Below are 23,024 nucleotides of genomic sequence, written 5' to 3'. Positions count from 1 at the left end.
GTCAGCCGTGATTGATATCAGCCCGTCCGTGATGCAGTTCCTTCTGGCGTTCGTCGTGGCCGCACCGCTCCTCGGCGCCCTCGCGGCCTTCCTGCCGGCCCCGCCCGGACTCAAGGGCAAGAGCCCCGAACAGGCCGTGCTGCGCCACGGCGTGACCGTGACCGGCGTGATCCTCGCCGCGGCCATCGCCCTCGCGCTGGGCTTCGACCACGACGCCCCGGCCCGCTTCCAGGCGACCACGGACATCAGCTGGATCCAGGCGCTGAACGTCCGGATCCACCTCGGCGTCGACGGCATCTCGCTCCCCCTCCTCCTGATGACCGCGCTGCTGTTCTTCCTCTGCGCGCTCTACAGCTACTTCAAGCTCCCCGAAGGCCCCTCCCCGAAGGCCTTCGTCGCCCTGCTGCTCGTCCTCGAATCCGGCACCCTCGCGACCTTCGCCGTCCTCGACCTGCTGCTGTTCTTCCTCGCCTTCGAGATGGTCCTCATCCCGATGTACTTCCTCATCGCCCGCTGGGGCGGCGCTCAGCGGCAGGCCGCCGCCTGGAAGTTCATCCTCTACACCCTCCTCGGCTCCGTGGTCATGCTCCTCGGACTGCTGCTCATCGGACTGAACAGCGGCACCTTCGACATGGTGGCACTCGCCTCCGACAACGGCCGCGAACTGACCCACACCACCCAGCTCCTGGCCGTCCTCGCCATCGGAATCGGCCTCGCCGTGAAGACCCCGATGTGGCCGCTGCACAGCTGGCTGCCCGACGCCCACACGGCCGCGCCCACCGTGGGCTCCGTCCTGCTGGCGGGCGTCCTGCTCAAGATGGGCACCTACGGGTTCGTCCGCATCCTGCTGCCGGCCACCCCCGACGGCATGGCGACCTTCGCCCCGTACCTGGGCGCCTTCGCCGCCGTCGGCATCGTCTACGGGTCGCTCGCCTGCCTCTGGCTCGCCCGCAAGGGCAACAAGGGCGACCTCAAGCGCCTCATCGCGTACTCCTCAGTCGGCCACATGGGCTTCGTCCTCCTCGGCATCGCCTCCATGACCCCCACCGGAGTCAACGGCGCACTGTTCGCGAACATCGCCCACGGCCTGATCACCGGCCTCCTCTTCTTCCTGGTCGGCGCCCTCAAGGACCGCTACGGCACCGCCGACCTCGACACCCTCGCCGGAGCCACCGGCGCCGCCCTCTACGGCCGCGCCCCCCGCCTCGGCGCCTTCCTCGCCTTCGCCGCCGTCGCCTCGCTGGGCCTGCCCGGCCTGGCCGGCTTCTGGGGCGAGATGCTGGCCCTGTTCGGCGCGTTCGAGCCGGCGCAGGGCCTCTCCCGGCCCGCCTTCCTCACGTACATGGCCTTCGGCGCCTTCGGCACCCTGCTCACGGCCGCCTACCTGCTGACCGTCGTACGGCGCGTCTGCATGGGCGACCCCAAGGCCCGGCCGGAGCCCGCGCCCGCAACCGCGTCCGGGCCGGCCCTCGAACTCGCCGACATCCAGCGCTACGAGTTCGCCGCCTGGACCCCGCTCGTGGCCCTCACCGTCCTCGCCGGCCTGTGGCCCGCCGTCCTCCTCGGCCTCACCGACCCGGCCGTCCAGAAGCTCCTCGCAGGAGGCAACGCATGACGGCCATGACGGCCCCGCACACCACGGCCGCGAGCCTCGTCCAGAGCGTCGACTGGCTCGCGATCACCCCGGTGGTCCTGCCCGCCGCCGTCGCCCTGGTCGTCCTGGTCGCCGACCTCTTCGTACCGCAGCGCCGCAAGCCGCTGCTCGGCTGGCTCTCCGTCGCCGGCCTCGCCGCGGCGACCGCCACCCTGATCCCGCTGCGCGCCGGCGACCGCGCCACCTTCTGCCTCGCCACCGACCCCGGGGCGTGCAGCTACACCGCCGACCACTTCGCGCTCGTCATCCAGTTCCTGGTGCTGGCCGGCGCCCTGGTCACGGCCCTGCTGTCGGTCACCGCGGTCCGCGACGCGCGCATGCCGGCCGGCGAGTACTGGTTCCTGCTGCTGTCCTCCGCCGCCGGAGCCGCCCTGCTGCCCGCCTCCCGCGACCTCGCCACCCTGATCGTCGCCCTCGAAGTGGCCTCGCTGCCCGCCTTCGCCCTCGTCGGCATGCGCCGCGGAGACCGCCTCTCCTCCGAGGCGGCCCTCAAATTCTTCCTCTCGTCGGTCACCGCGACCGCCGTGTCGCTGATGGGCGTCAGCTTCGTCTACGCCGCCACCGGCTCCCTGCACCTCACCCAGGTCGCCGACCGGCTCGAAGACGTCCCCGGGCAGCTCGACACCCTCGCCATGGCCGGCGTCGCGCTCACCCTCGTCGGCTTCGCCTTCAAGACCGCCGCCGTCCCCTTCCACTTCTGGGTCCCGGACACCTACGTCGGCGCGCCGCTGCCCATCGCGGGCTACCTGTCCGTGATCGGCAAGGCCGTCGGCTTCACCGGCCTCATCCTCGTCACGGTGATCGCCTTCCCGGCGTACTCCGACGTCTGGGGCCCGGCCCTCGCCGTCCTCGCCGCGCTCACCATGACGCTCGGCAACTCCGCAGCCGTGCGCCAGCACGCGGACCGGCCGAACAGCGCGGTCCGGCTCCTCGCCTGGTCCTCCGTCGGCCAGGCCGGCTACCTGCTCGTCCCGATCGCCGCCGCCGCGTACTCCGGGCGCGACCAGATCGGCTCCACCGTCGCGTACGCCCTCATGTACGGCGCAGTGAACCTCGGCGCCTTCGCCGTGGCCGCCCTGGTCGCCCGGACGAAGCCGCAGAACCGGATCAGCGACTACCGCGGCCTGTACGCGCAGCGCCCGGCGGCCGCCCTCGCGCTGGCGTTCTTCCTGCTGTGCCTGGCCGGTCTGCCGCCGGGCCTCATCGGCCTCTTCGCCAAGGTCACCGTCTTCCGCTCCGCGGTCGACGCGGGCCTGGGCTGGCTGGCCGTGGTCATGGCGGTCAACGTCGTCATCGCCCTGTACTACTACCTGCGCTGGACGGCGCTGCTCTTCCGCGCCCCGCAGGCCCCCGCCGAAGGCGTCCGTACGAAGGCCCCGTGGCCGGTCAGCGTCGCGATCGCGGTCACGGCCGTCGTCGCGGTGGTGCTCTCGGGCGCCCCGCAGCTGGTCCTGCGCTTCGCGTCGGGCAGCCTGTTCCCGCTGTAGCCCGCTGTAGCCCGCTGTAGCCCCCGCGGTACCGGGGGCCGCCCGCACGAGGGGCCCGCACCGGCACACCCGTACGCCATGACCCGTACGGCCCAGCGCCCGCCACGGGCCCGCCGCCCCGGCCTCCCGGGCGGCGGGCCCGCCGCGCCCCGGGAACCAGACGCCCTCACCTCGCGTTGAGCGATGAGGGAGGGTCCACTGGACCGTAGACCCTCAGAACCAGGACGGGGCTCCCCTGCCGCACCATTTGGAGGGCGTACCGTGCACCGCCGGCACAACGGGCTGAAGACCGCCGTACTCCTCGGCGGGCTGTCCGCACTCATCATCGTCATCGGCAGTTTCTTCGGGCGGGGCGGCCTGATCATCGCCGTCCTCATCGCCCTCGGGACGAACGCGTACGCGTACTGGAACAGCGACAAGCTGGCTCTACGCGCGATGCGCGCCCGCCCCGTCAGCGAGTTCGAGGCCCCGCAGCTCTACCGCATGGTGCGCGAGCTCTCCACGTCCGCGCGCCAGCCCATGCCGCGGCTCTACATCTCGCCGACCGAGGCGCCGAACGCATTCGCCACCGGCCGCAATCCGCGCAACGCCGCGGTCTGCTGCACCGAGGGCATCCTGCGCATCCTCGACGAGCGCGAGCTGCGCGGGGTGATCGGCCACGAGCTGAGCCACGTCTACAACCGCGACATCCTGATCTCGTCCGTCGCCGGAGCCCTGGCCTCCGTCATCATGTTCCTGGTGAACTTCGCCTGGCTGATCCCGGTCGGCCGGTCCAACGACGAGGAGGGGCCCGGCATCCTCGGCATGCTGCTGATCATGATCCTGGGCCCGCTGGCGGCCTCCGTGATCCAGCTGGCGATCAGCCGCTCGCGCGAGTACGAGGCGGACGCGTCCGGCGCCCAGCTCACCGGCGACCCGCTCGCCCTGGCCAGCGCCCTGCGCAAGCTGGACGCGGGCGTCAAGCAGCTCCCGCTGCCCCCCGAGCCCAGGCTGGAGACCGCGAGCCACATGATGATCGCCAACCCTTTCCGCCCGGGCCAGGGCCTTTCTAAGATGTTCTCGACGCACCCTCCGATGGCCGAGCGCATCGCCCGGCTCGAACAGATGGCAGGACGTAGCCGATGAAGACCATCCTCAACATCATTTGGCTCGTCCTCAGCGGCGTCTGGCTGTTCCTGGGCTACTGCCTGGCGGGCGTGATCCTGTGCATCACGATCATCGGGATCCCGTTCGGCATCGCCGCCTTCCGCATCGCCCTGTACGCCCTCTGGCCCTTCGGCTACACCACGGTCGAGCGCCACGACGCGGGCGCGGGATCCTGCATCGGCAACGTCCTGTGGCTGGTCCTCGCGGGCTGGTGGCTGGCCCTCGGCCACATCGTCACCGGCATCGCCCTGTGCGTGACGATCATCGGCATCCCGTTCGGCATCGCCAACTTCAAGATGGTCCCGCTGTCCCTGCTCCCGCTGGGCCGTGAGATCGTCCCGACCGACGCGCCGTTCGCGTCCCGGTAGGCGGCAGAACCAGTGTCGGCTGCGAGCACGGCCACGACCCTCTCGGTCATCGTGCCGATGTACAACGAGGAAGAGGCCCTTCCCGCCCTGGTGGGCCGGCTGCGCCCGGTGCTCGACGACACCGGCGTCCCGTACGAGGTGCTCGCCGTCGACGACGGGAGCACCGACCGGACCCCCGAACTCCTGGAGAAGTTCCGTACGGACTGGCCCGAGCTGCGCATCGTCCGGCTGCGCGGCAACTCCGGCCACCAGGCCGCCCTGCGCGCCGGACTGCACAGCTCGGTCGGGGCGTACGTGGCCAGCATCGACGCCGACCTCCAGGACCCGCCGGAGAAAATACCGGAGATGCTGGACCTGGCCCGGTCCGAGAACCTCGACATCGTCTACGGCGTCCGCTCCGACCGCAGCACCGACACCGGCTTCAAGCGCCGCACCGCCGCCGCGTACTACTGGCTGATGCGCCGCATGGTCGGCAAGCAGGTGCCCGCGCAGGCCGGGGACTTCCGGCTGCTCAGCCGCGAGGCGGTGGAGGCCCTCAAGTCCCTGCCGGACCAGCACCAGGTCTACCGGCTGCTGGTGCCGTGGCTCGGCTTCCCGAGCGGGCAGGTGACCTACCGCCGGGGCGAGCGGGTGGCGGGCGAGACCAAGTACCCGCTGAGCAAGATGATCCGCCTCGCCGTGGACGGCATCACCAACTTCTCGGCCGCGCCGCTGCGGCTGGCGACCTGGCTCGGCGTCGTCAGCTTCGTCACCTGCTTCGTGATGATCGCCTGGACGCTGGTGGTCTTCCTGCTCGGCAAGACCGTGCCCGGCTGGAGCTCGCTGTTCGTCGCCATGCTGTTCCTGGGCGGAGTGCAGCTGATCTGCGTGGGGCTGCTCGGCGAGTACATCGGCCGGATCTACACCGCGGTGCAGCGCCGGCCCACGTACTTCATCGGGTACGACTCGGCGCGCGATGACTGCGGCAAGTCCCCCGGGCAGCAGGGGAGCTGACGGCGAATCCGAAGGCGTCGTCGCAGGTCGGGGTGATTGTCAGTGGGGTGGGTCACGATGGGTGCATGGACGAGACCGAGCAGTTGCTGGAGCAAGTCGCCCGACATGTGAGCGGCTTCGGGCCCGAGGGCGGGACCTTGGTGCCCGGGCGCCTGCCCGCCCCCGCGGACCAGGACGCGGTGCGCCGGGCCGAGGGCGTGCTCGGCTTCGCCCTGCCCCCGCTCCTGGCCGGTCTCCACACCCGGATAGCGGACGGCGGGTTCGGCCCGGAGTACGGGCTGCTCCCCCTGGAGGCGGCCGTCGCGCAGTACACCGCGATGCGCGCCTCGGACTGGGGCTGGCCCGAGGGCGTCCTGCCGATAACCGACTACGGCTGCGCGATGCTGGGGTGCGTGGACTGCCGCTCCGATACGGCCCGGGTCCTGCTGTTCGAGCCGAATCCGGGAGATCCCGACCTCGCCTGGTACGCCGACTCGCCCGCCCTCGCCGACTGGCTGCGCGGCTGGCTCGACGGCACCGCCTGGTTCTGCGACGACTCGCAGGACGCGGGCCTGGAGATGGCCCCCTGGGCGGAGTTCAGATCCCGGATCTGAGCCGGCCGCGCACCCCGTGGGCGGCCGCGCCCAGTGCCAGTACCGCCGCCCCCGCCAGCGCCGAGGCGGCCGGCAGTGCGCAGGCCAGTACGACACAGCCGGACAGCCCGACGGCTGCCACGGCCCGGCCCTTGACACCTGAACCGAGCGTCCACGCGGAAGCGTTCGCGATCGCGTAATAGGCCAGCACCCCGAAGGACGAGAAGCCGATCGCGCCCCGCAGATCGGTGGTCGCCGCGAGCACCGCGACCACCGCACCCACGGCGAGCTCCGCATGGTGCGGCGCCCGGTGCCGGGGATGTACGGCGGCCAGGGCGCGGGGGAGATGGCCGTCCCGGGCCATCGCCAGGGTGGTCCGCGACACCCCGAGCACCAGGGCCAGCAGCGAGCCCAGCGCGGCCAGGGCCGCCCCGACCCGGACCACGGGGGTCAGTCCGGGCACCCCCGCCGCCCGTACGGCATCGGCCAGCGGGGCCGGCGAAGCCGCCAGGGCCCCGGCGCCCAGCACCGACAGCGCGGCGACCGCCACCGCGGCGTAGACGAGCAGGGCGATCCCCAGGGCCAGGGGCACCGCCCGCGGGATCGTGCGCTGCGGATCACGCACCTCCTCGCCCAGGGTGGTGATCCGGGCGTACCCCGCGAAGGCGAAGAACAGCAGCCCGGCCGCCTGCAACAGACCGCCGGCACCGGCCCCGGCCGGGCCGCCGAGCCGTCCGGCGTCCGCCGCGCCGGACGTCAGGCACACCACCACGACCCCGGCCAGCACGGCCAGTACCGCCGCCACGATCACCCGGGCGATCCGGGCGGACTTCTGCACGCCGCCGTAGCTCGCGGCGGTGAGCGCCACCACCGCCGCGACGGCCACGGCACGCTGCTGCCCGGGCCACACGTACGCCCCCGCGGTGAGCGCCATCGCCGCGCACGAGGCGGTCTTGCCGATGACGAAGCCCCAGCCCGCCAGATATCCCCAGAACGGGCCGAGCCGCTCCCGCCCGTACACGTAGGTCCCCCCGGAGGCCGGATACCGGGCGGCCAGCCGCGCCGAGGAATGCGCGTTGCAGTAGGCGATCAGGGCCGCCACCGCCAGGGCCGCGAGCAGCGCGCCGCCCGTCGGCCCCGCCGCGCCCGCCGCCGGGGCGAGGGCGGCGAAGATGCCCGCCCCGACCATGGCGCCCAGTCCGACGACGACGGCGTCGGCCACCCCCAGCGTGCGCTTCAGCTCGTTGTCCACGCGGCGGAGGGTAACCGCCCTAGATGACGCCTTCGCGGCCGGTCAGTGGCGTCCGGGTCTGCTCCCAGCCGTGGAGGGCCGTCAGGCAGGCGTGGTCGAGGTGGCGCAGCCCGCTCAGGTCGAGCCGTACGGGGTGCCCGGCCGGCAGGGCGTCCAGCTCGTCCAGCAGCTTCGGCAGTCGCAGGAAGCTGGCGCTCCCCAGCACCTGGACGTGGAGCTCGCCGCCCTCCCAGACCTCCTCGATGTGCACGTGGGAGGTCTCCCAGGCCGCCTTGACCACGGCCATCCCCAGTCCGATGAGCACGCCCTCGAAGAGGTTGGTGGCCACGACCGCGGCGGCCGTCGTCACCAGCACCACCGCCTCGCCCCGGTGCGTCCGCCACAGGCCGGCGACGGCCCGGGCCGGCAGCAGCTTCCAGCCGGCGTGCAGCAGCACCCCGGCCAGCGCGGCGAGCGGCACGATCTGCAGCAGCTGGGGGAGCGCCACGGCGAACAGCAGCAGCCAGCCGCCGTGCATGACCCGGGAGGCCCGGGTGCGGGCCCCGGCCTCCACGTTGGCGGCGCTGCGCACGATCACGGCGGTCATCGGCAGCGCCCCGAGCAGCCCGCAGACGGTGTTGCCGACGCCCTGGGCCATGAGCTCCCGGTCGTAGTGGGTCCGCGGCCCGTCGTGCATCCGGTCGACGGCGGCCGCGCTGAACAGGGTTTCGGCGGAGGCGATCAGCGCCAGGGCGGCCACGGTGCCGAGGGCCCCGGCGGAGGCCAGCAGCCCGAAGTCCGCCCAGCCGGGCGGGGCGATGGCCCCCAGCACCCCGGTCACGGTCACCTTGTCGACGGGCAGCCCGAGCATCACCGACGCGGCGGTGGCGGCCGCGACCCCGACCAGCGCGCCCGGTACGAGCCGCAGCCGGGCCGGCATCCGGCGCCAGGCCACGAGGATCGCGATGGTCCCGGCCCCGAGCGCCACGGCCGCCCAGTTCGCCTCCGCGGCGAGCGCCGGGACCGCGGCCAGCTTCTCCAGGGTGGCGCCGGGAGCCGGTACGCCGCCCAGGGCGTACAGCTGCCCGGCGATCAGTACGAGCCCGATCCCGGCGAGCATCCCGTGCACGACGGCGACGGAGATCGCCCGGAACCACCGCCCGAGCCGCAGCGCCCCCATGCACAGCTGGAGCACCCCGGCGGCCAGGACCAGGACCCCCAGCGCGCGGGCCCCGTGCGTGTGCACCGCTTCGTAGACGAGCACGGTGAGCCCGGCGGCCGGCCCGCTCACCTGGAGCGAGCTCCCCCGGAACCAGCCGGTGACCAGCCCGCCCACCACCCCGGTCACGATCCCCAGCTCCGCGGGGACGCCGGAGGCGACGGCGACCCCCACGCAGAGCGGCAGTGCGACGAGCGCGACCACGACGGAGGCCCCGAAGTCTTCGCGAAACGTTCCGACTCCAGACATCCGTGAACCTCCCCTGTCCCGCGGCGATGAATACCGCCAGGTTGGCGGGCGCGGGCACGGTTGCCCAAGTGCTCATTGGGGGCTGGTGAGGCGCATGCGCCGCGCACGCCGGGCACATGATCCGCACGCCCCCGAAGAGGGCGCGGCCCCCGGCTTCTAAGATCTTCGGCATGGCGACACGACTGGTGCAGATCAACATGAAGGCCCACGACGACCTCGCGCTCGGCCGGTTCTGGGCGGCGGCGCTCGGTTGGGGGGTCGACAGCGAGGGCCCCGGCGTGACCAACCTCGAACCCGTGGGCTTCGCCTACCCGGACCCGGTGGCCGTGTGCATCGACATCGTCGCCCGCCCGGAACCCAAGACGGTCAAGAACCGCGTGCACCTCGACCTGGCCACCACCTCGACCGCCCATCAGGCGGAGCTGGTCGCACGCCTGGAGGAGCTCGGCGCGACGCTCGCCGACGTGGGGCAGGGCGACGTCCCGTGGACGGTCATGGCCGATCCGGAAGGCAACGAGTTCTGTGTCCTGGAGCCCCGTCCGATCTACCAGGACACCGGGCCGGTCGCCGCGGTGGTGGTCGACTGCACCGACCCGCGGGGCATGGCCCGGTTCTGGGGCGAGGCGACGGACTGGACCGTGCACGAGGTCACCGACGAGCGTGCGGCCCTGCGCTCCGCCAAGGGCGTCGGACCCTACCTGGAGTTCCTGCGCACTCCCGACACCAAGAGCGGGTGGAACCGCGTCCACCTCGACGTCTGCCCCTACCCCGGTGACGACCTGGCCGCAGAGGCGGCCCGACTGCGCGCCCTGGGCGCCACCGACCCCGATCTGGACCGGTCCGCGATCCACTGGACGGTTCTGGCCGACCCGGAAGGCAACGAGTTCTGCCTCCTCACGCCCCGCTGACCGTCGATCGCGCCCGACGCGTACACGCACCCGAGGCCGGACGAGGAGGGCACAACGAGGGCCGTCGTCGAAGCTGTGCTCGGCGATGTGCCCCCGCTGTGCCCCGCAAGGTCTGCCCAGCCACGTCCGTGCAGGTCAGATCAGTCGATCAGCGGTAGTTCACGAACTGGATCGCGAAGTCGAGGTCCTTGCCCTTGAGCAGCGCCTGGATGGCCTGCAGGTCGTCACGGCTCTTGGAGCTGACGCGCAGCTCCTCGCCCTGGACCTGGGCCTTGACGCCCTTCGGGCCCTCGTCCCGGATGATCTTGGCGACCTTCTTGGCGTTCTCCTGGGAGATGCCCTCCTCGATCGAGGCGAAGATCTTGTACTCCTTGCCGGACAGCTGCGGCTCGCCGGCGTCGAGCGCCTTCAGCGAGATGCCGCGCTTGACCAGCTTGGTCTCGAACACGTCGAGGACGGCCTTGACGCGCTCCTCGGAGTTCGCCTCCATCAGGATCTTCTCGCCGGACCAGGCGATGGTGGCGCCGGTGCCCTTGAAGTCGTAGCGCTGCGAGAGTTCCTTGGCGGCCTGGTTGAGGGCGTTGTCGACCTCCTGCCGCTCGACCTTCGAGACGATGTCGAAACTGGAGTCGGCCATGTGCTGTGGCTCCTTGAAGTCGGCTGTCATTGCCCCGGAGGGCGCGGCCGGACATCCCCGGCCCGCTCGGCAAAGCCTAGGGGGTGTCCGGTGGATCAGACCCGGGACCGGGCCTGATCCACCGGACACCCCCAGGCCCCCGCGCCCGGTCCCGGCGCTGATCAATCCAGTGGCGAAGCACCCCCGAGCATCAGGTATCGTTTACGTCGTTGCCAGGGAGCGCCGCCGAGAGGCGGAAAAATGGCAGCGATCATGGCGGTGTGCCCGAGTGGCCAAAGGGAGCAGACTGTAAATCTGCCGGCTCAGCCTACCCAGGTTCGAACCCTGGCGCCGCCACGCGATGTGAGACCCCCGTTACTGCGGAAACGCAGCGGCGGGGGTCTTCTCGTACGCCCCCGCACCGGTGCCCGTATCGTCCGGGTCGCGTGTTCGTTCTCCGGACGTGAACTTCATTTCTGACACGCGCGGGAGGGTCGGCGGCGGCGTGCTGCTCGCCCTCCTCGGAGCCGGGATCCCGGCCCTCGTCGGGGCGGCACTGCACAGCCACGTGGGCGAGCCCTACCAGGAGACCACGCTCTACTTCGGCACCGAGCGCCCCGGCGGCCGGACCCCCGTCGCCGAACAGGAGTTCATGGGCTTCCTGGACCGGGAGATCACCCCCGCCTTCCCCGAGGGGCTCACCGTCCTGGACGGGCACGGCCAGTGGCAGCGGGCCGGGAAGGTCATCCGCGAGACCTCCTACGAGGTGGTGCTCCTCTACCCGGAGAAGGAGGCCGAGGAGCGCAGCGCGCGCATCGAGCGGATCCGGCAGGCCTACGAGGACCAGTACCAGCAGGACTCCGTCGGGCGTTCCGACGACAAGGTGACCGCCGAGTTCTGAGAGCCCGTCAACGCGGAGGAGCCCCCGGCGGCCTCAGTTGCCCGCGACGGCCTTGACGGCCACCGCGACGGGGGTCGATCCCTCCACCAGCTCCAGCGTCAGGCCGGCCGTCGCCGGGGTTTCGACCAGCTCCGCCAGCACGGCGGCCACGTCGTCGCGCGGCACCGCCCCGCGGCCCGTCCGCGCCTCCAGCCGCACCTGCCCGCTCCCTGGGTCGTCGGTCAGCGACCCGGGCCGCAGCACCGTCCACTCCAGGCCCAGCCGGGTGCGTACGTGGTCGTCCGCCTCGCCCTTCGCCCGCAGGTAGACGTCGAAGACCTCGTCGCCCCCGTGGTGCGCGTCCGCTCCCATCGAAGAGACCATCAGGAAGCGCCGCACCCCCGCCCGTTCGGCCGCGTCCGCGAACAGCACCGCCGCGCCCCGGTCCACGGAATCCTTGCGCGCCACGCCGCTGCCGGGACCCGCGCCGGCCGCGAACACCGCGACGTCCGCGCCCTGAAGAATGCCCGCCACATGGTCGACCGAAGCCGATTCCAGGTCGCAGAGCACCGGTTCGGCGCCCGCGTCCCGCAGGTCGTCGCCCTGCTCCGGATCGCGGATGATGCCCGCGACCCCGTATCCGCGCGCGGCGAGCAGTTGCTCCAGCCGCAGCGCGATCTGACCGTGTCCACCCGCGATGACGATGCGCATGCCCCGACCGTACGACGAGCCGGGCGCCGCCGCCCGCGAAACCCCCCGCCGCCGGGTCGCCGGGCGATCAGGGGCCGGGCTCCGCACGGCCCTGCCGGGGCAGGTCCAGGGCCACCGCGACCGCCGAGTCGCAGTACTCCCGTACGGCACTCGTCCGGGCCACCACCCGGCCGCGGTGGATCACGATCCGGCTGTACGCCAGGGACAGCACCCCCGCGATCCGGTCCCCCCGCACGGCCAGCAGCTCCGCCGGGAACCCGGCCTCCACCCGGACCTCCGGCAGGCCCATGGCCTCCCGGGCGGCCCCGCTGACCGACGCGTAGGCCTCCGGCGCCCGCAGCCCGCCCTGGGAGGCGAGCAGGAAGGCGGCCTCCAGCGGGTCGCCGCGGCCGACCGGGTTCCCGGCGTCCCGCACCGCCCCGCTGCCGGCCGCGACCCGGACCCCGGCGGCGCGCAGCAGCCGTACGGGCGCCGTGCGCAGGCCGCGCCGCTCCAGGGCCGCGCAGTCGCCCTGGGGCAGGCAGGTGACCCGTACGCCGGCCGCGGCCAGCTGGTCGGCGGCCCGGTGCGCCACGTCCAGCGGGAGGCGCGAGAGGCCGCCGCAGGGGCCGATCGTCACCCCCGGGCGCAGCCCGCCGGCCATCGCGGCGAGCCGGGCCAGCCGGCCGGGATCGTCACCGTCCGTGTGCAGGTCCACGGGGCAGCCGTGCTCGGCGGCGAGTTCCAGGACGGCTTCGAGGAAGCCCGTCGGGTCGGGATCCAGGTCCGGGCAGCCGCCGATGACGGAGGCGCCCATCTTGACGGCGTCGCGCAGCATGGCGAGCCCGTCGGCGCCGGCCAGGCCGGTGAGGAGGCGGGGCACGGCGACGGTGGTCAGGTCGGTGAGCCCGCGCAGCGAGCGGCGGGCCTGGAGCACGGCCTCCATGGGGCCGAGGCCGTGCACGTCGCCGATCCGGACGTGGGAGCGGACGGCCGTGGCGCCGTGTCCGAGCTGGAGCAGCGCGGCCTCGGTGGCCCGGCGCTGCACCTCGTCGGTGCCGTACGAGACGGGCCCCTCGCCGTCGGCGGTCAGGGCGGTGTCCCCGTGGGCGTGCGGCTCGGCGGGGGCGGGGAGCAGCAGGTAGCCGCCGAGGTCGACGCGGGCGAGCGCGGGGGAGGGCAGGCTGCCCGCGGTGCCGACGGCCTGGATCCGACCGCCGCCGAGCCGGACGTCGACCGTACGGCCGTCCGTGAGGCGGGCTCCGCAGAGCAGGAGGGTGGTGGACTCGGCGGCGGCCGCGTTCGCGTTGCCGGGCGGGCGCCGGGGCCCTTGGCCGCCGCCCTCACCACGGCCGCCCGGCGGGAAGGGGGACGGCTGCTGCGGCTGGCTGTCGGACATCGCGCTCCTGCGGTGGCTCGGGCGGTTCCTGGGCCGAGTGGCCGCGGCCCGCGGCCCAAGATCACGCAGCGTGCTCAGAGCCTAGGGCGCGGGGCTCCCCGCTTCGGGGAAGAGCGAAATAGTCGTACCGGTGTGGTGCCCGAGCGCGCCGCGGCAGGGGGGCTCGGAGCGTCTCGCGGGGCCGCCGGGAATGTGAGCCCGGCCACATTCTGCCCCGAAAAGGGCCTCGGCGGTGCTCGGAGCTTGATCGGGAAAGCCTTGGCCGCCCCCTCGGAGGCCAGTCCCCGCAAAGGATTTGGGCGATGGGCGGGCAACCGTGTAATGTCTTCATCGCTCGCCCCAATAGCTCAGTCGGTAGAGCGTCTCCATGGTAAGGAGAAGGTCTGCGGTTCGATTCCGCATTGGGGCTCTGGTGAGAGAGGTTCCCCACCCTCGGGTGGGGACTGATCACATCAAAGCGGCGTAGCTCAGTCGGTAGAGCAAGCGGCTCATAATCGCTGTGTCACCGGTTCAAGTCCGGTCGCCGCTACCAACAGTAGCCGATTGCGGGGTCGGTCTCCCGATCGGCTACTCTTTTATGCGTTCATCCGTCCCATAGTCCGTCAAGGAGCACTCACGTGGCTGCCACCGACGTCCGCCCGAAGATCACGCTGGCCTGCGTGGAGTGCAAGGAGCGGAACTACATCACCAAGAAGAACCGGCGTAACAACCCGGACCGCATGGAGATGAAGAAGCACTGCCCGCGCTGCAACTCGCACACCGCGCACCGCGAGACCCGCTGACCCCAGCGAAGTCTCGAATACAGGCACCGTCATGAGGTCGTCCCCTTCTTTGGGGGGCGGCCTCGTGTCGTTTCCGTGATCGCCGGTCTCTGATCGTTTTCCTCATGTGACCGACTTTTTCCAACAGGAGGTAGGGAGCCATGGCGCTCGACCAGTCCTTCGTGGGGCGGAGCTACCCGCCCACCGATCCGTACGAGGTCGGCCGGGAGAAGATCCGCGAATTCGCGGTGGCGGTGGGGGACGCGAATCCCGTCTACACCGACCCCGATGCCGCCAAGGCGTTCGGCCACCTGGACGTGATCGCTCCGCCGACTTTCGTGTTCGCGATCACATTTGCGGCCGCCGGCCAGGTCGTCGAGGACCCGCAGCTGGGCCTGGACTACAGCCGCGTCGTGCACGGCGACCAGAAGTTCGCGTACTCGCGGCCCGTGCGTGCCGGTGACCGGCTGTCGGTGACCTCCACGATCGAGGCCGTGAAGTCGATGGCGGGCAACGACATCATCGACATCCGCGGCGAGGTCCACGACGAGACCGGCGAGCACGTGGTGACGGCGTGGACGAAGCTCGTGTCCCGCGCCCCCGAGGAGGCCTGAGATGACCGCGCAGATCAAGTACGCCGACGTCGAGGTCGGCACCGAGCTGCCGTCGGCCTCCTTCCCCGTGACGCGCGCCACGCTGGTGCGCTACGCGGGCGCCTCGGGCGACTTCAACCCCATCCACTGGAACGAGAAGTTCGCCCTGGAGGTCGGACTGCCGGACGTGATCGCGCACGGCATGTTCACCATGGCCGAGGCGATCCGCGTGGTCACCGACTGGGCCGGCGACCCGGGTGCGGTCGTCGAGTACGGGGTCCGCTTCACCAAGCCGGTCGTCGTGCCCAACGACGAGGCGGGTGCGCTGATCGAGGTCACGGCCAAGGTCGCGGCGAAGCTGGACGACAACCGCGTACGCGTGGACCTGACGGCGATGAGCGCGGGGCAGAAGGTCCTGGGCATGTCCCGGGCCCTGGTGACCCTGGCCTGAGTCCGGCGCGCTGCGTACCGGGCGCCGAGCACCGAGCCGGGCGCCGGGCGGGGAGGATCCCGCTCGGCGCCCGGCTCAGCGCGTGCCGATGCCGTGGGCGGTGCCCCCGGTGACGGCCCGGAGCTTGTCCGGGTTGGCGACGTTGTGGATCGTGGTGATCCGCCCGTCGGCATCGAAGTCGAAGGTGACCGTGGAGATCACGCGGTCCGGTGCGCTGAACAGCAGGCCCGGGCCGCCGTTGATCTCGACCAGCTCGGCCCTCATGTCGGCGGGGGCGACGCCCTGGTAGGTGACGCTGCCCATGGCGGCGAACCAGGAGGCCACCGTCTGCGCGCCCAGGACCGGCCGCATGGCCTGGCGGACCTTGCCGCCGCCGTCGGTCCACAGGGTCACGTCCGGGGACAGGACTTCCATCAGCGCGTTGACGTCGCCGCCGGTCGTGGCGGCGAAGAACCGCTCCGTGACCTCGCGCTGGCGGGACCGGTCGGCGGTGAAGCGCGGCCGCCGCGCCTGTACGTGCTCGCGGGCCCGGTGAGCGGCTTGGCGCACCGCCGCCTCGGAGCGCTCCAGCGCCTCCGCGATCTCGGCGTGGCTGAAGTCGAAGACCTCCTTCAGCACGAACACCGCGCGCTCCAGCGGGCTGAGCGTCTCCAGTACGACGAGCACGGCCATGGACACCGATTCGGCGTCCATGACGGTCTCGGCGGTGTCGCCCGTGGTGAGGATGGGCTCCGGGAGCCACGGTCCGACGTAGGTCTCGCGCTGGTGGCGGGTGGACCGCAGCCGCGCCAGCGCCTCGTTCGACACGATCCGCGCCAGGTACGCCTTGGGGTCGGCCACCTGTGAGCGGTCGGCCGCCGACCACTTGATCCAGGTGTCCTGGACCGCGTCCTCCGCGTCGGCCGCCGTGCCCAGGATGCGATAGGCCACCGTGAACAGCAGGTTCCGGTGCCGGTGGAACACCTGTTGGTCGAGGTCCGTGGACGGATCGGCACCGGTCACCGGAGTGCCCCGTTCCGGGTGAAGCGGCCACCACGCGGCCAGACGGCTCCCGAGGCGGGCATCTTCTTCATGCGGCCGTACGTCGGCCAGGGTGCAGCGCTCACCACCTCTTTGTACCGGGCCGCCGTACGGCCGGTCAGATGAATACGCCGCGGACTGTCGTCGGGCCGGGTGAACTGCACCACCGCGTCGTTGCGCCCCAGGCTGACCGGCGTGTGGTAGTAGCCGAAGCGGAACGGCCGGGGCTCCTTGCCCTTCAGGGTGCGGACGATCGACACCGCGGCGTGCACGCCCGTCGGCATGCCGCCCTGGCAGGTGCCGTGCATGACGCCGTAGCCCTGCCGGATCGCCGCCGCGTCGCCCACCGCGTACACCTGCGGGTGCGACAGCGACCGCAGCGCGGCGTCGGTGAGGACGCGGCCGCGCTCGTCGACGTCCAGTCCCGCGGCGGCCGCCAGTGGCGACACCCGCGTACCGCTGGTCCACAGGACCGCGTCGGCGGGGATTCGCTCGCCCCCGGCCAGCGCGACCGTGCCGGGGAGCACCTCCACCACCTCGACCCCGCTGCGCACGGCCACGCCCAGGCGGCCGAGCGCGGCCCGCAGGTACGCCCCGGCCTTCGGGGTCATGGCGGCGCCGGGTTCCTCCCGCCCCAGCAGGACGACGTTGAGCCCGGGGTGGCGCTCGGCGATCTCCGCGGCGGACTCGACGCCGGTCAGCCCGCTCCCGACGACGACCACGGTCCCGCTGCCGCTGCCGCTGCCGCTGCCGCTGCCGCTGCCGCTGCCGCTGCCGCTGCCGCTGCCGCTGCCGCTGGCGCTGGCGCTGGCGAGTCGCTCCAGCCGGTCGGCCAGGAGCGCCGCGTCCTCGGCGCTGTTCAGGGTGTACGCGTGTTCCTCCACCCCCGGCACCGCCGCGAGGTCGGCCACGCTGCCCAGCCCGTAGACCAGCGTGTCGTAGTGCAGGACCCGGTCGTCGTCGATGCGGACCGTCCTCGCGTCCGCGTCCACCGCCGTCACCCAGCCGCGGACGAATCCCGCGCCCGTCCCCTCCAGCAGCTCCGGGATGCTCAGCTCGGCGAGCTGCTGCCCGGTCGCCGTCATGTGGAGCCGCAGCCGCTCGGTGAACCGTTCCTGCGCGTTCACCAGGGTCACCCGCACGTCCTGGCGCCGTCCGACCCGGGCCCCGAGCTGGACGGCCGCGGACATCCCCGCGTACCCCGCCCCCAGGACCACGACGCGGTGGGTGCCGGTCCCGCTGTCGACTCCGTCCACGTCCACGTCCACGTCCGCGTCCGCCTGCCGTGTGTTCTTCGGCTGTGCGCTCATCGCTCTCGCCCTTCTCCACTCGCTGTTGACGACCACCAGATGCGAGCAGGCCTCCCGTTCGTGACACGGCTCGGGTATGACGCGCGTCACACGGGTGTCCGGGCGCGCTGCGCCGCGCGGGAGCAAGGGGCTTGCCAAGTTAGTGATTGAGTACTAACTTCGTATCCATGGCAAGGATGAGTGCGGACGAGCGGCGCGAGAGCGTCATCCGCGCGGCGGTGCACGAGTTCGCCCGCGGCGGCTTCCACGGGACCTCCACCGAGGCGATCGCCAAGCGGGTCGGCGTCTCGCAGCCGTACCTGTTCCGGCTCTTCCCCAACAAGCCGGCCATCTTCCTCGCCGCCGCCGATCGCTGCCTCCAGGAGACCCGCGAGGTGCTCGCCGGGGCGGCCGAGGGGCTGGAGGGCGAAGAGGCCATGCACGCCATGGCGAACGCGTACGCCCGGCTCATCACCGAGGATCCCGACAAGCTGCAGATGCAGCTCCAGATGTACGTCACCGTCGCCGCCGCCGAAGCGGCCGGCGACCACGAGCTCGGCGAGCTCGTGCGCAAGGGCTGGATGGAGCTCTGGGACGCCGTTCACATCCCCCTCGGCGGGGACGCGAACGAGACCACGACCTTCATGGCCTTCGGAATGCTGATCAACAACCTGGCCGCCATGGGCTTCCCGCCCGGGCACCGGGTCTGGGGGGCGCTGTATCCCGCCGCCCGCGTCCAGGGCCGGGACGGTCGGCCGGGGGAGTGAGCTCCCGGCGGACCCGGTCCGCCGGCCCGCGCGCGCGTTCTCATGGGCGCAAAAGTTAGTCAGTGATAACTAACAACGCTTGTCATCACCTTCAGGGGAAAATCGTGAACTCCACGCACGAAGCCGAAGGCGCCGAAGGCACCCGGGACACCGCGCTGCGCGGCCCCGCCGTCTGGGCGCTCGTCCTCACCTCCGTCGCCGGCTTCATGGCCGCCCTCGACAACCTCGTCGTCACCACCGCCCTCCCCGCCATCCGGGGGGATCTCGGCGGCGCGCTGGAGGACCTGGAGTGGACGGTGAACGCGTACACGCTCACCTTCGCCGTCCTCCTCATGTTCGGCGCGGCCCTCGGCGACCGCTTCGGGCGGCGGCGGCTCTTCATGGCCGGCCTCGTGGTGTTCACCGGCGCCTCGGCCGTCGCCGCCCTCTCGCCTGGCATCAACGAGCTCATCGCCGCCCGCGCCGTCCAGGGCGTCGGCGCCGCGGTCATGATGCCGCTCACCCTCACCCTGCTCACCGCCGCCGTCCCGCCCGCCCGCCGCGGCATGGCCCTCGGTATCTTCAGCGCCGTCAGCGGCCTCGCCGTCGCCAGCGGCCCGCTCGTCGGCGGCACCCTCACCGAGCACATCTCCTGGCAGTGGATCTTCTGGCTGAACGTCCCGATCGGGCTGGCCCTGATCCCGCTCGCCCGCCTGAAGCTGTCCGAGTCCACCGCCCCGAACGCCCGGCTCGACGTCCCGGGAACGCTCCTCATCAGCGGCGGCCTCTTCGGCATCGTCTACGGCCTCGTCAACGCCAACGCCCACGGCTGGACCAGCGGCCCCGTGCTCACCGGCCTGATCGCCGGCACCGCGCTCGTCGGCGCGTTCGTCGTCCACGGCTTCCGCAACGCGAACCCCATGCTGCCCATGCGCCTCTTCCTGAACCGGGGCTTCCTGGGGATCAACATGGCCAGCCTCCTGATGTACCTGGGCATGTTCGGCTCGATCTTCCTGCTCAGCCAGTTCTTCCAGGGCGTCGCCGGCTACTCGCCCACCGAGGCCGGTGTGCGCATGCTCCCCTGGACCGCCATGCCGCTGGTCGTCGCCCCGATCGCGGGCATCCTCTCCGACCGAATCGGCGGCCGCCCCGTCGTCGCCGCCGGGCTCGCGCTGCAGGCCCTCGGCCTCGGCTGGTTCGCGATGATCCTGAGCACCGACGTCTCGTACGCCGCCCAGCTCCCGGCGCTGATCCTCAGCGGCATCGGCATGGGCCTCTACTTCGCCCCCGCCTCCAACATCCTGATGTCCACCGTGTCCCCCGCCGACACGGGCAAGGCCTCCGGCGCCAACAACGCGCTGCGCGAGGTCGGCGGCGCCCTCGGCGTCGCGGTCCTGGCCTCGGTCTTCTCCGCCCAGGGCGGCTACGAGTCCCCGCAGGCCTTCACCGACGGGACCGTGCCCGCACTGTGGATCGGCGCGGCCGGGGTGGCCGTGGCGGCCGCCTTCGCCCTGCTGGTCCCGGCCAAGCGCAGCCTCGCGACCCCCGAGCCCGTCGCCGCCGGGAACACCTCCGGGAACACCTCCGGGAACGCCTCCGGGAACGCCTCCGGCACCGGGTACGCGACCTCCGCCAAGGTCTCCGCGACCGGCTGACCGCCCGCCCCCTCCCCTCCCTTCCCCGGAACGGCTCGACCAAGGAGCGCACACCATGCCCGACATCCCCTGGTTCACGCCCACCCCGCCCGCTCCCGACGCCGAGGTCCACGTCATGGCCTCCCGCTTCGAGACCGAGACCCTGCTCGGCGCCGTCAGGTTCTTCCTCAAGGCGCCCGGCATCATCAACCAGATCCGCAAGGCCCCCGGCGCCCACGGCGTCGCCCTGCGCGCCCGGATCCTCGACCGGACCTTCCTCACCCTCTCCGCCTGGGAGGACCCGGGCGCGCTCCACCGCTTCGCCCGCAGCGAGCCGCACCGCTCCAGCTCCCGGGCCGCCGCCGCGTTCATGCGGGAGTCGACCTTCACCTTCTGGACCGTCCCGGCCTCCGCCCTCCCCATCACCTGGGCCGAAGCCGAGCACCGGCTCGCCGAGGAGGCCGCCCGCCCGCAACGTACGGCGTGACATGCGACGAGACGTACGGTCCGTGGCCCCGCAGGGATGCGAGGGGTACGGACCGTACTCTTGTGCACGTGCAGGAACTCCACGACGCCCCCCTCGCCCCCCTGACCACCTTCCGCCTCGGTGGCCCCGCCACCCGTCTGGTCACCGCGACCACCGACGCCGAGGTGGTCGAAGCCGTCCGCACCGCGGACGGGAGCGGCACCCCGCTCCTCGTCATCGGCGGAGGCAGCAACCTGGTCATCGGCGACCGCGGCTTCGAGGGCACCGCCCTGCGCATCGCGACCACCGGCTTCCACCTCGAAGGCACGCGGCTGGAGCTCGCCGCGGGCGAGAACTGGAGCGACGCCGTCGCGCGCAGCGTCGAGGCGGGTCTGGCCGGCATCGAGTGCCTCGCCGGAATCCCCGGCTCCGCCGGTGCCACCCCCATCCAGAACGTCGGGGCGTACGGCCAGGAGGTCCGCGACACCATCACCGAGGTCGTCGCGTACGACCGCACCACCGGCGAGACGGTCACCCTCACCACCGCCGAGTGCGCCTTCCGCTACCGCAACAGCACCTTCAAGGACCAGCCCGGCCGCTACGTCGTCCTGCGCGTCCGCTTCGCCCTGGAGGACGCGGGCGGGCTGTCCGCGCCGATCAAGTACCCCGAGACCGCCCGCGCCCTGGGCGTCGAGGCCGGCGACCGGGTCCCGGCGGCCCGCGCCCGCGAGACCGTACTGCGGCTGCGCGCCGGCAAGGGCATGGTCCTCGACCCCGCCGACCACGACACCTGGTCGGCCGGCTCCTTCTTCCACAACCCGATCCTGAGCGACGAGGCGTACGCCGCCTTCCTCGCCCGCGTCCAGGACCGGCTCGGCGCCGAGGCCGCCCCGCCCGCGTACCCCGCCGGCGAAGGCCGTACGAAGACCAGCGCGGCCTGGCTGATCGACAAGGCCGGCTTCACCAAGGGCTACGGCACGGGCCCCGCCCGCATCTCCACCAAGCACACCCTCGCGCTGACCAACCGCGGCCAGGCCACCACCGAGGACCTCCTCGCCCTGGCCCGCGAGGTCGTCGCGGGCGTCCACGCGGCCTTCGGCGTCACCCTGGTCAACGAGCCGGTGACGGTCGGCGTCAGCATCTGAGGAGTCCCGGCCGCCATGCTCTGTCCACTGCACGGGGCCGGTACGGACCCCACCCGCCTGGTGGGACGCACGATCAGCAGGATCGTCGCGTCCTGGCACGTCTGCGAGGGCGAACGCTCCGAGGCGCCGCTCGACGTCTGGCTGATCGACAGCGAGGGCGAGTCCACCAGGATCAGCACCGGGTCCGACGGGTGCCTCATCGTCGAATGCGCCCCGCCGCACGAGCCGTACGACATGGGGGAGTGGGGCCGCATCGAGGTCGGTGAGGACCTCGGCGACCACCCCTTCCTGCGGCACCTCGGCGACACGGTGGCGACCGTGGCCGAGTTCGCGGCGCCGCGGACCGGGCGCACGCAGCTGGAGATCGGCTTCACCGACGGGGACCGGGTCCGGGCCGACTGCTGGGAGGGCGACCTGCGGCTCACGCGGTGAGTCCCGCCGGCCCCCTCAGGTGGCCAGCCAGTGGTCGATCCCGGCCAGCAGCTTGTCCTGCACCTCGCCGGGCGCGGCGCTTGCGCGCACCGACTGCCGGGCCAGCTCGGCGAGCTCCGCGTCCGTGAACGCGTGGTGGCGGCGGGCGATCTCGTACTGGGCCGCCAGCCGGGACCCGAACAGCAGCGGGTCGTCCGCGCCCAGCGCCATCGGCACCCCGGCCTCGAAGAGCGTGCGCAGCGGGACGTCCTCGGGCCGCTCGTAGACCCCGAGGGCGACGTTCGACGCCGGGCAGACCTCGCAGGTGATCTGCCGGTCCGCGAGCCGCTTCAGCAGCCGGGGGTCCTCGGCGGCCCGCACTCCGTGGCCGATGCGGGAGGCGTGCAGATCGTCCAGGCAGTCGCGGACGGAGGCGGGACCGCCGAGTTCGCCGCCGTGCGGGGCCGCGAGCAGCCCGCCCTCGCGGGCGATGGCGAAGGCCCGGTCGAAATCGCGGGCCATGCCGCGGCGCTCGTCGTTGGAGAGCCCGAATCCGACGATGCCGCGGTCGGCGTAGCGGACGGCGAGGCGGGCCAGGGTGCGGGCGTCGAGGGGGTGCTTCATGCGGTTGGCGGCGATCAGCACCCGCATGCCGAGTCCGGTCTCGCGCGAGGCGGCCTCGACGGCGTCCAGGATGATCTCGACGGCCGGGATCATGCCGCCGAGCAGGGGGGCGTAGGAGGTGGGGTCCACCTGGATCTCCAGCCAGCCGCTGCCGTCCCGTACGTCCTCCTCGGCGGCCTCGCGGACCAGTCGGCGGATGTCCTCGGGCTCGCGCAGGCAGGAGCGGGCGGCGTCGTAGAGCCGCTGGAAGCGGAACCAGCCGCGTTCGTCCGTGGCGCGGAGCCTGGGCGGCTCGCCGGCGGTCAGGGCGTCGGGGAGGCGCACGCCGTACTTGTCGGCGAGCTCCAGGAGGGTCGAGGGGCGCATCGACCCGGTGAAGTGCAGGTGGAGGTGGGCTTTCGGCAGAAGCGTGAGATCGCGTACGTGCTCCATCCGGTGATCCTGCCGCACTTGTCACCCGTTCGGCAGCCCG

At 72.5% G+C, this 23,024-nt stretch carries 24 protein-coding genes and 3 tRNA genes; 19 read left to right on the top strand and 8 right to left on the bottom strand.

The window, feature by feature from the left end:
- Positions 1-31: 31 nt before the first annotated feature.
- The 6 genes from AB0M92_RS03085 (at position 32) to AB0M92_RS03060 (ending at position 6,241) form a co-directional block, all read left to right on the top strand.
- Entirely contained in the window at positions 32-1,615 is a 1,584-nt protein-coding gene (locus AB0M92_RS03085) for an NADH-quinone oxidoreductase subunit M (protein WP_366100300.1), read from the top strand.
- Positions 1,616-1,620: 5 nt separating this feature from the next.
- Positions 1,621-3,141, top strand: a complete 1,521-nt coding sequence (locus AB0M92_RS03080) for an NADH-quinone oxidoreductase subunit N (RefSeq protein WP_366100361.1) — start codon at positions 1,621-1,623, stop codon at positions 3,139-3,141.
- A 261-nt stretch (positions 3,142-3,402) separates the two neighbouring features.
- Entirely contained in the window at positions 3,403-4,266 is an 864-nt protein-coding gene (htpX, locus tag AB0M92_RS03075) for a zinc metalloprotease HtpX (RefSeq protein WP_366100299.1), read from the top strand.
- Positions 4,263-4,655, top strand: a complete 393-nt coding sequence (locus tag AB0M92_RS03070) for a YccF domain-containing protein (protein WP_366100298.1) — start codon at positions 4,263-4,265, stop codon at positions 4,653-4,655. The genes htpX and AB0M92_RS03070 overlap by 4 nt, the downstream gene beginning before the upstream one ends.
- A 12-nt stretch (positions 4,656-4,667) precedes the next feature.
- Positions 4,668-5,648, top strand: coding sequence for a glycosyltransferase family 2 protein (locus AB0M92_RS03065; RefSeq protein ID WP_366100297.1), 981 nt, complete (start codon positions 4,668-4,670; stop codon positions 5,646-5,648).
- A gap of 65 nt (positions 5,649-5,713) precedes the next feature.
- Positions 5,714-6,241: an SMI1/KNR4 family protein gene (locus AB0M92_RS03060; RefSeq protein ID WP_366100296.1), complete on the top strand. Its 528-nt coding sequence runs from the start codon at positions 5,714-5,716 to the stop codon at positions 6,239-6,241.
- On the opposite strand, the gene AB0M92_RS03055 is transcribed toward AB0M92_RS03060, so the two are convergent.
- Positions 6,225-7,472 (bottom strand): APC family permease, encoded by a 1,248-nt coding sequence (locus tag AB0M92_RS03055; protein ID WP_366100295.1) that lies wholly within the window; start codon positions 7,470-7,472, stop codon positions 6,225-6,227. The genes AB0M92_RS03060 and AB0M92_RS03055 overlap by 17 nt on opposite strands.
- Positions 7,473-7,491: 19 nt before the next feature.
- Positions 7,492-8,919 carry a SulP family inorganic anion transporter gene (locus AB0M92_RS03050; RefSeq protein WP_366100294.1) on the bottom strand — a complete coding sequence of 476 codons (1,428 nt, stop codon included), beginning with the start codon at positions 8,917-8,919 and terminating at the stop codon, positions 7,492-7,494.
- 170 nt (positions 8,920-9,089) lie between these two features.
- Between AB0M92_RS03050 and AB0M92_RS03045 the strand changes: the two genes are divergently transcribed.
- Positions 9,090-9,827 carry a VOC family protein gene (locus AB0M92_RS03045; RefSeq protein WP_366100293.1) on the top strand — a complete coding sequence of 246 codons (738 nt, stop codon included), beginning with the start codon at positions 9,090-9,092 and terminating at the stop codon, positions 9,825-9,827.
- Between the two features lie 148 nt (positions 9,828-9,975).
- Here AB0M92_RS03045 and AB0M92_RS03040 read toward each other — a convergent pair whose 3' ends face one another.
- Positions 9,976-10,464 (bottom strand): YajQ family cyclic di-GMP-binding protein, encoded by a 489-nt coding sequence (locus AB0M92_RS03040; protein WP_030163016.1) that lies wholly within the window; start codon positions 10,462-10,464, stop codon positions 9,976-9,978.
- A 254-nt stretch (positions 10,465-10,718) separates the two neighbouring features.
- Here AB0M92_RS03040 and AB0M92_RS03035 point away from each other — a divergent pair.
- Together AB0M92_RS03035 and AB0M92_RS03030 are read left to right on the top strand one after the other, a co-directional pair.
- Positions 10,719-10,800, top strand: a tRNA-Tyr gene (locus AB0M92_RS03035).
- Positions 10,801-10,906: 106 nt separating this feature from the next.
- The gene (locus AB0M92_RS03030) at positions 10,907-11,344 is read left to right on the top strand and encodes a DUF3574 domain-containing protein (RefSeq protein ID WP_366100292.1); all 438 of its coding nucleotides are present in this window, start codon (positions 10,907-10,909) and stop codon (positions 11,342-11,344) included.
- A gap of 33 nt (positions 11,345-11,377) precedes the next feature.
- On the opposite strand, the gene AB0M92_RS03025 is transcribed toward AB0M92_RS03030, so the two are convergent.
- Together AB0M92_RS03025 and AB0M92_RS03020 are read right to left on the bottom strand one after the other, a co-directional pair.
- A complete protein-coding gene (locus AB0M92_RS03025; RefSeq protein WP_366100291.1) occupies positions 11,378-12,034 on the bottom strand; it encodes an SDR family oxidoreductase in 657 nt (218 codons plus the stop codon).
- Positions 12,035-12,101: 67 nt separating this feature from the next.
- Positions 12,102-13,412, bottom strand: coding sequence for an amidohydrolase family protein (locus AB0M92_RS03020; protein ID WP_366100290.1), 1,311 nt, complete (start codon positions 13,410-13,412; stop codon positions 12,102-12,104).
- Between the two features lie 336 nt (positions 13,413-13,748).
- Between AB0M92_RS03020 and AB0M92_RS03015 the strand changes: the two genes are divergently transcribed.
- From AB0M92_RS03015 to AB0M92_RS02995, 5 genes are all read left to right on the top strand, one after another.
- Positions 13,749-13,821, top strand: a tRNA-Thr gene (locus AB0M92_RS03015).
- Positions 13,822-13,868: 47 nt separating this feature from the next.
- Positions 13,869-13,944: transfer RNA gene (locus tag AB0M92_RS03010), tRNA-Met, on the top strand.
- Positions 13,945-14,029: 85 nt separating this feature from the next.
- The gene (gene rpmG / locus AB0M92_RS03005; protein ID WP_007265873.1) at positions 14,030-14,194 is read left to right on the top strand and encodes a 50S ribosomal protein L33; all 165 of its coding nucleotides are present in this window, start codon (positions 14,030-14,032) and stop codon (positions 14,192-14,194) included.
- 140 nt (positions 14,195-14,334) lie between these two features.
- Positions 14,335-14,787, top strand: a complete 453-nt coding sequence (locus AB0M92_RS03000) for a MaoC family dehydratase N-terminal domain-containing protein (RefSeq protein ID WP_030870124.1) — start codon at positions 14,335-14,337, stop codon at positions 14,785-14,787.
- 1 nt (position 14,788) lies between these two features.
- The gene (locus AB0M92_RS02995) at positions 14,789-15,217 is read left to right on the top strand and encodes a MaoC family dehydratase (protein ID WP_366100289.1); all 429 of its coding nucleotides are present in this window, start codon (positions 14,789-14,791) and stop codon (positions 15,215-15,217) included.
- Between the two features lie 75 nt (positions 15,218-15,292).
- Here AB0M92_RS02995 and AB0M92_RS02990 read toward each other — a convergent pair whose 3' ends face one another.
- On the bottom strand, positions 15,293-16,219 hold the full coding sequence (locus AB0M92_RS02990) for an RNA polymerase sigma-70 factor (RefSeq protein WP_366100288.1): 927 nt from the start codon (positions 16,217-16,219) through the stop codon (positions 15,293-15,295).
- Positions 16,216-17,547, bottom strand: a complete 1,332-nt coding sequence (locus AB0M92_RS02985) for an FAD-dependent oxidoreductase (RefSeq protein WP_366100287.1) — start codon at positions 17,545-17,547, stop codon at positions 16,216-16,218. The genes AB0M92_RS02990 and AB0M92_RS02985 overlap by 4 nt, the downstream gene beginning before the upstream one ends.
- Positions 17,548-17,714: 167 nt before the next feature.
- On the opposite strand from AB0M92_RS02985, the gene AB0M92_RS02980 reads away from it, so the two are divergent.
- The 5 genes from AB0M92_RS02980 to AB0M92_RS02960 all read left to right on the top strand — a co-directional run bounded on the left by AB0M92_RS02980 (position 17,715) and on the right by AB0M92_RS02960 (position 21,949).
- On the top strand, positions 17,715-18,293 hold the full coding sequence (locus AB0M92_RS02980) for a TetR/AcrR family transcriptional regulator (RefSeq protein ID WP_366100286.1): 579 nt from the start codon (positions 17,715-17,717) through the stop codon (positions 18,291-18,293).
- 155 nt (positions 18,294-18,448) lie between these two features.
- Positions 18,449-19,927 carry a DHA2 family efflux MFS transporter permease subunit gene (locus AB0M92_RS02975; RefSeq protein ID WP_366100360.1) on the top strand — a complete coding sequence of 493 codons (1,479 nt, stop codon included), beginning with the start codon at positions 18,449-18,451 and terminating at the stop codon, positions 19,925-19,927.
- A 55-nt stretch (positions 19,928-19,982) separates the two neighbouring features.
- Entirely contained in the window at positions 19,983-20,393 is a 411-nt protein-coding gene (locus AB0M92_RS02970; RefSeq protein ID WP_366100285.1) for a DUF3291 domain-containing protein, read from the top strand.
- 62 nt (positions 20,394-20,455) lie between these two features.
- Positions 20,456-21,517 carry a UDP-N-acetylmuramate dehydrogenase gene (locus tag AB0M92_RS02965; RefSeq protein WP_366100284.1) on the top strand — a complete coding sequence of 354 codons (1,062 nt, stop codon included), beginning with the start codon at positions 20,456-20,458 and terminating at the stop codon, positions 21,515-21,517.
- 15 nt (positions 21,518-21,532) lie between these two features.
- A complete protein-coding gene (locus AB0M92_RS02960; protein WP_366100283.1) occupies positions 21,533-21,949 on the top strand; it encodes a hypothetical protein in 417 nt (138 codons plus the stop codon).
- 15 nt (positions 21,950-21,964) lie between these two features.
- Here AB0M92_RS02960 and AB0M92_RS02955 read toward each other — a convergent pair whose 3' ends face one another.
- Positions 21,965-22,984, bottom strand: a complete 1,020-nt coding sequence (locus tag AB0M92_RS02955) for an adenosine deaminase (protein WP_366100282.1) — start codon at positions 22,982-22,984, stop codon at positions 21,965-21,967.
- Between the last annotated feature and the right edge of the window lie 40 nt (positions 22,985-23,024).

The organism is Streptomyces sp. NPDC051582 (genome assembly GCF_040681715.1).
Taxonomy (GTDB): domain Bacteria; phylum Actinomycetota; class Actinomycetes; order Streptomycetales; family Streptomycetaceae; genus Streptomyces.
The sequence above is the reverse complement of the archived record's forward strand: the minus strand, read 5'-3'. Positions and strand labels throughout refer to the sequence as shown.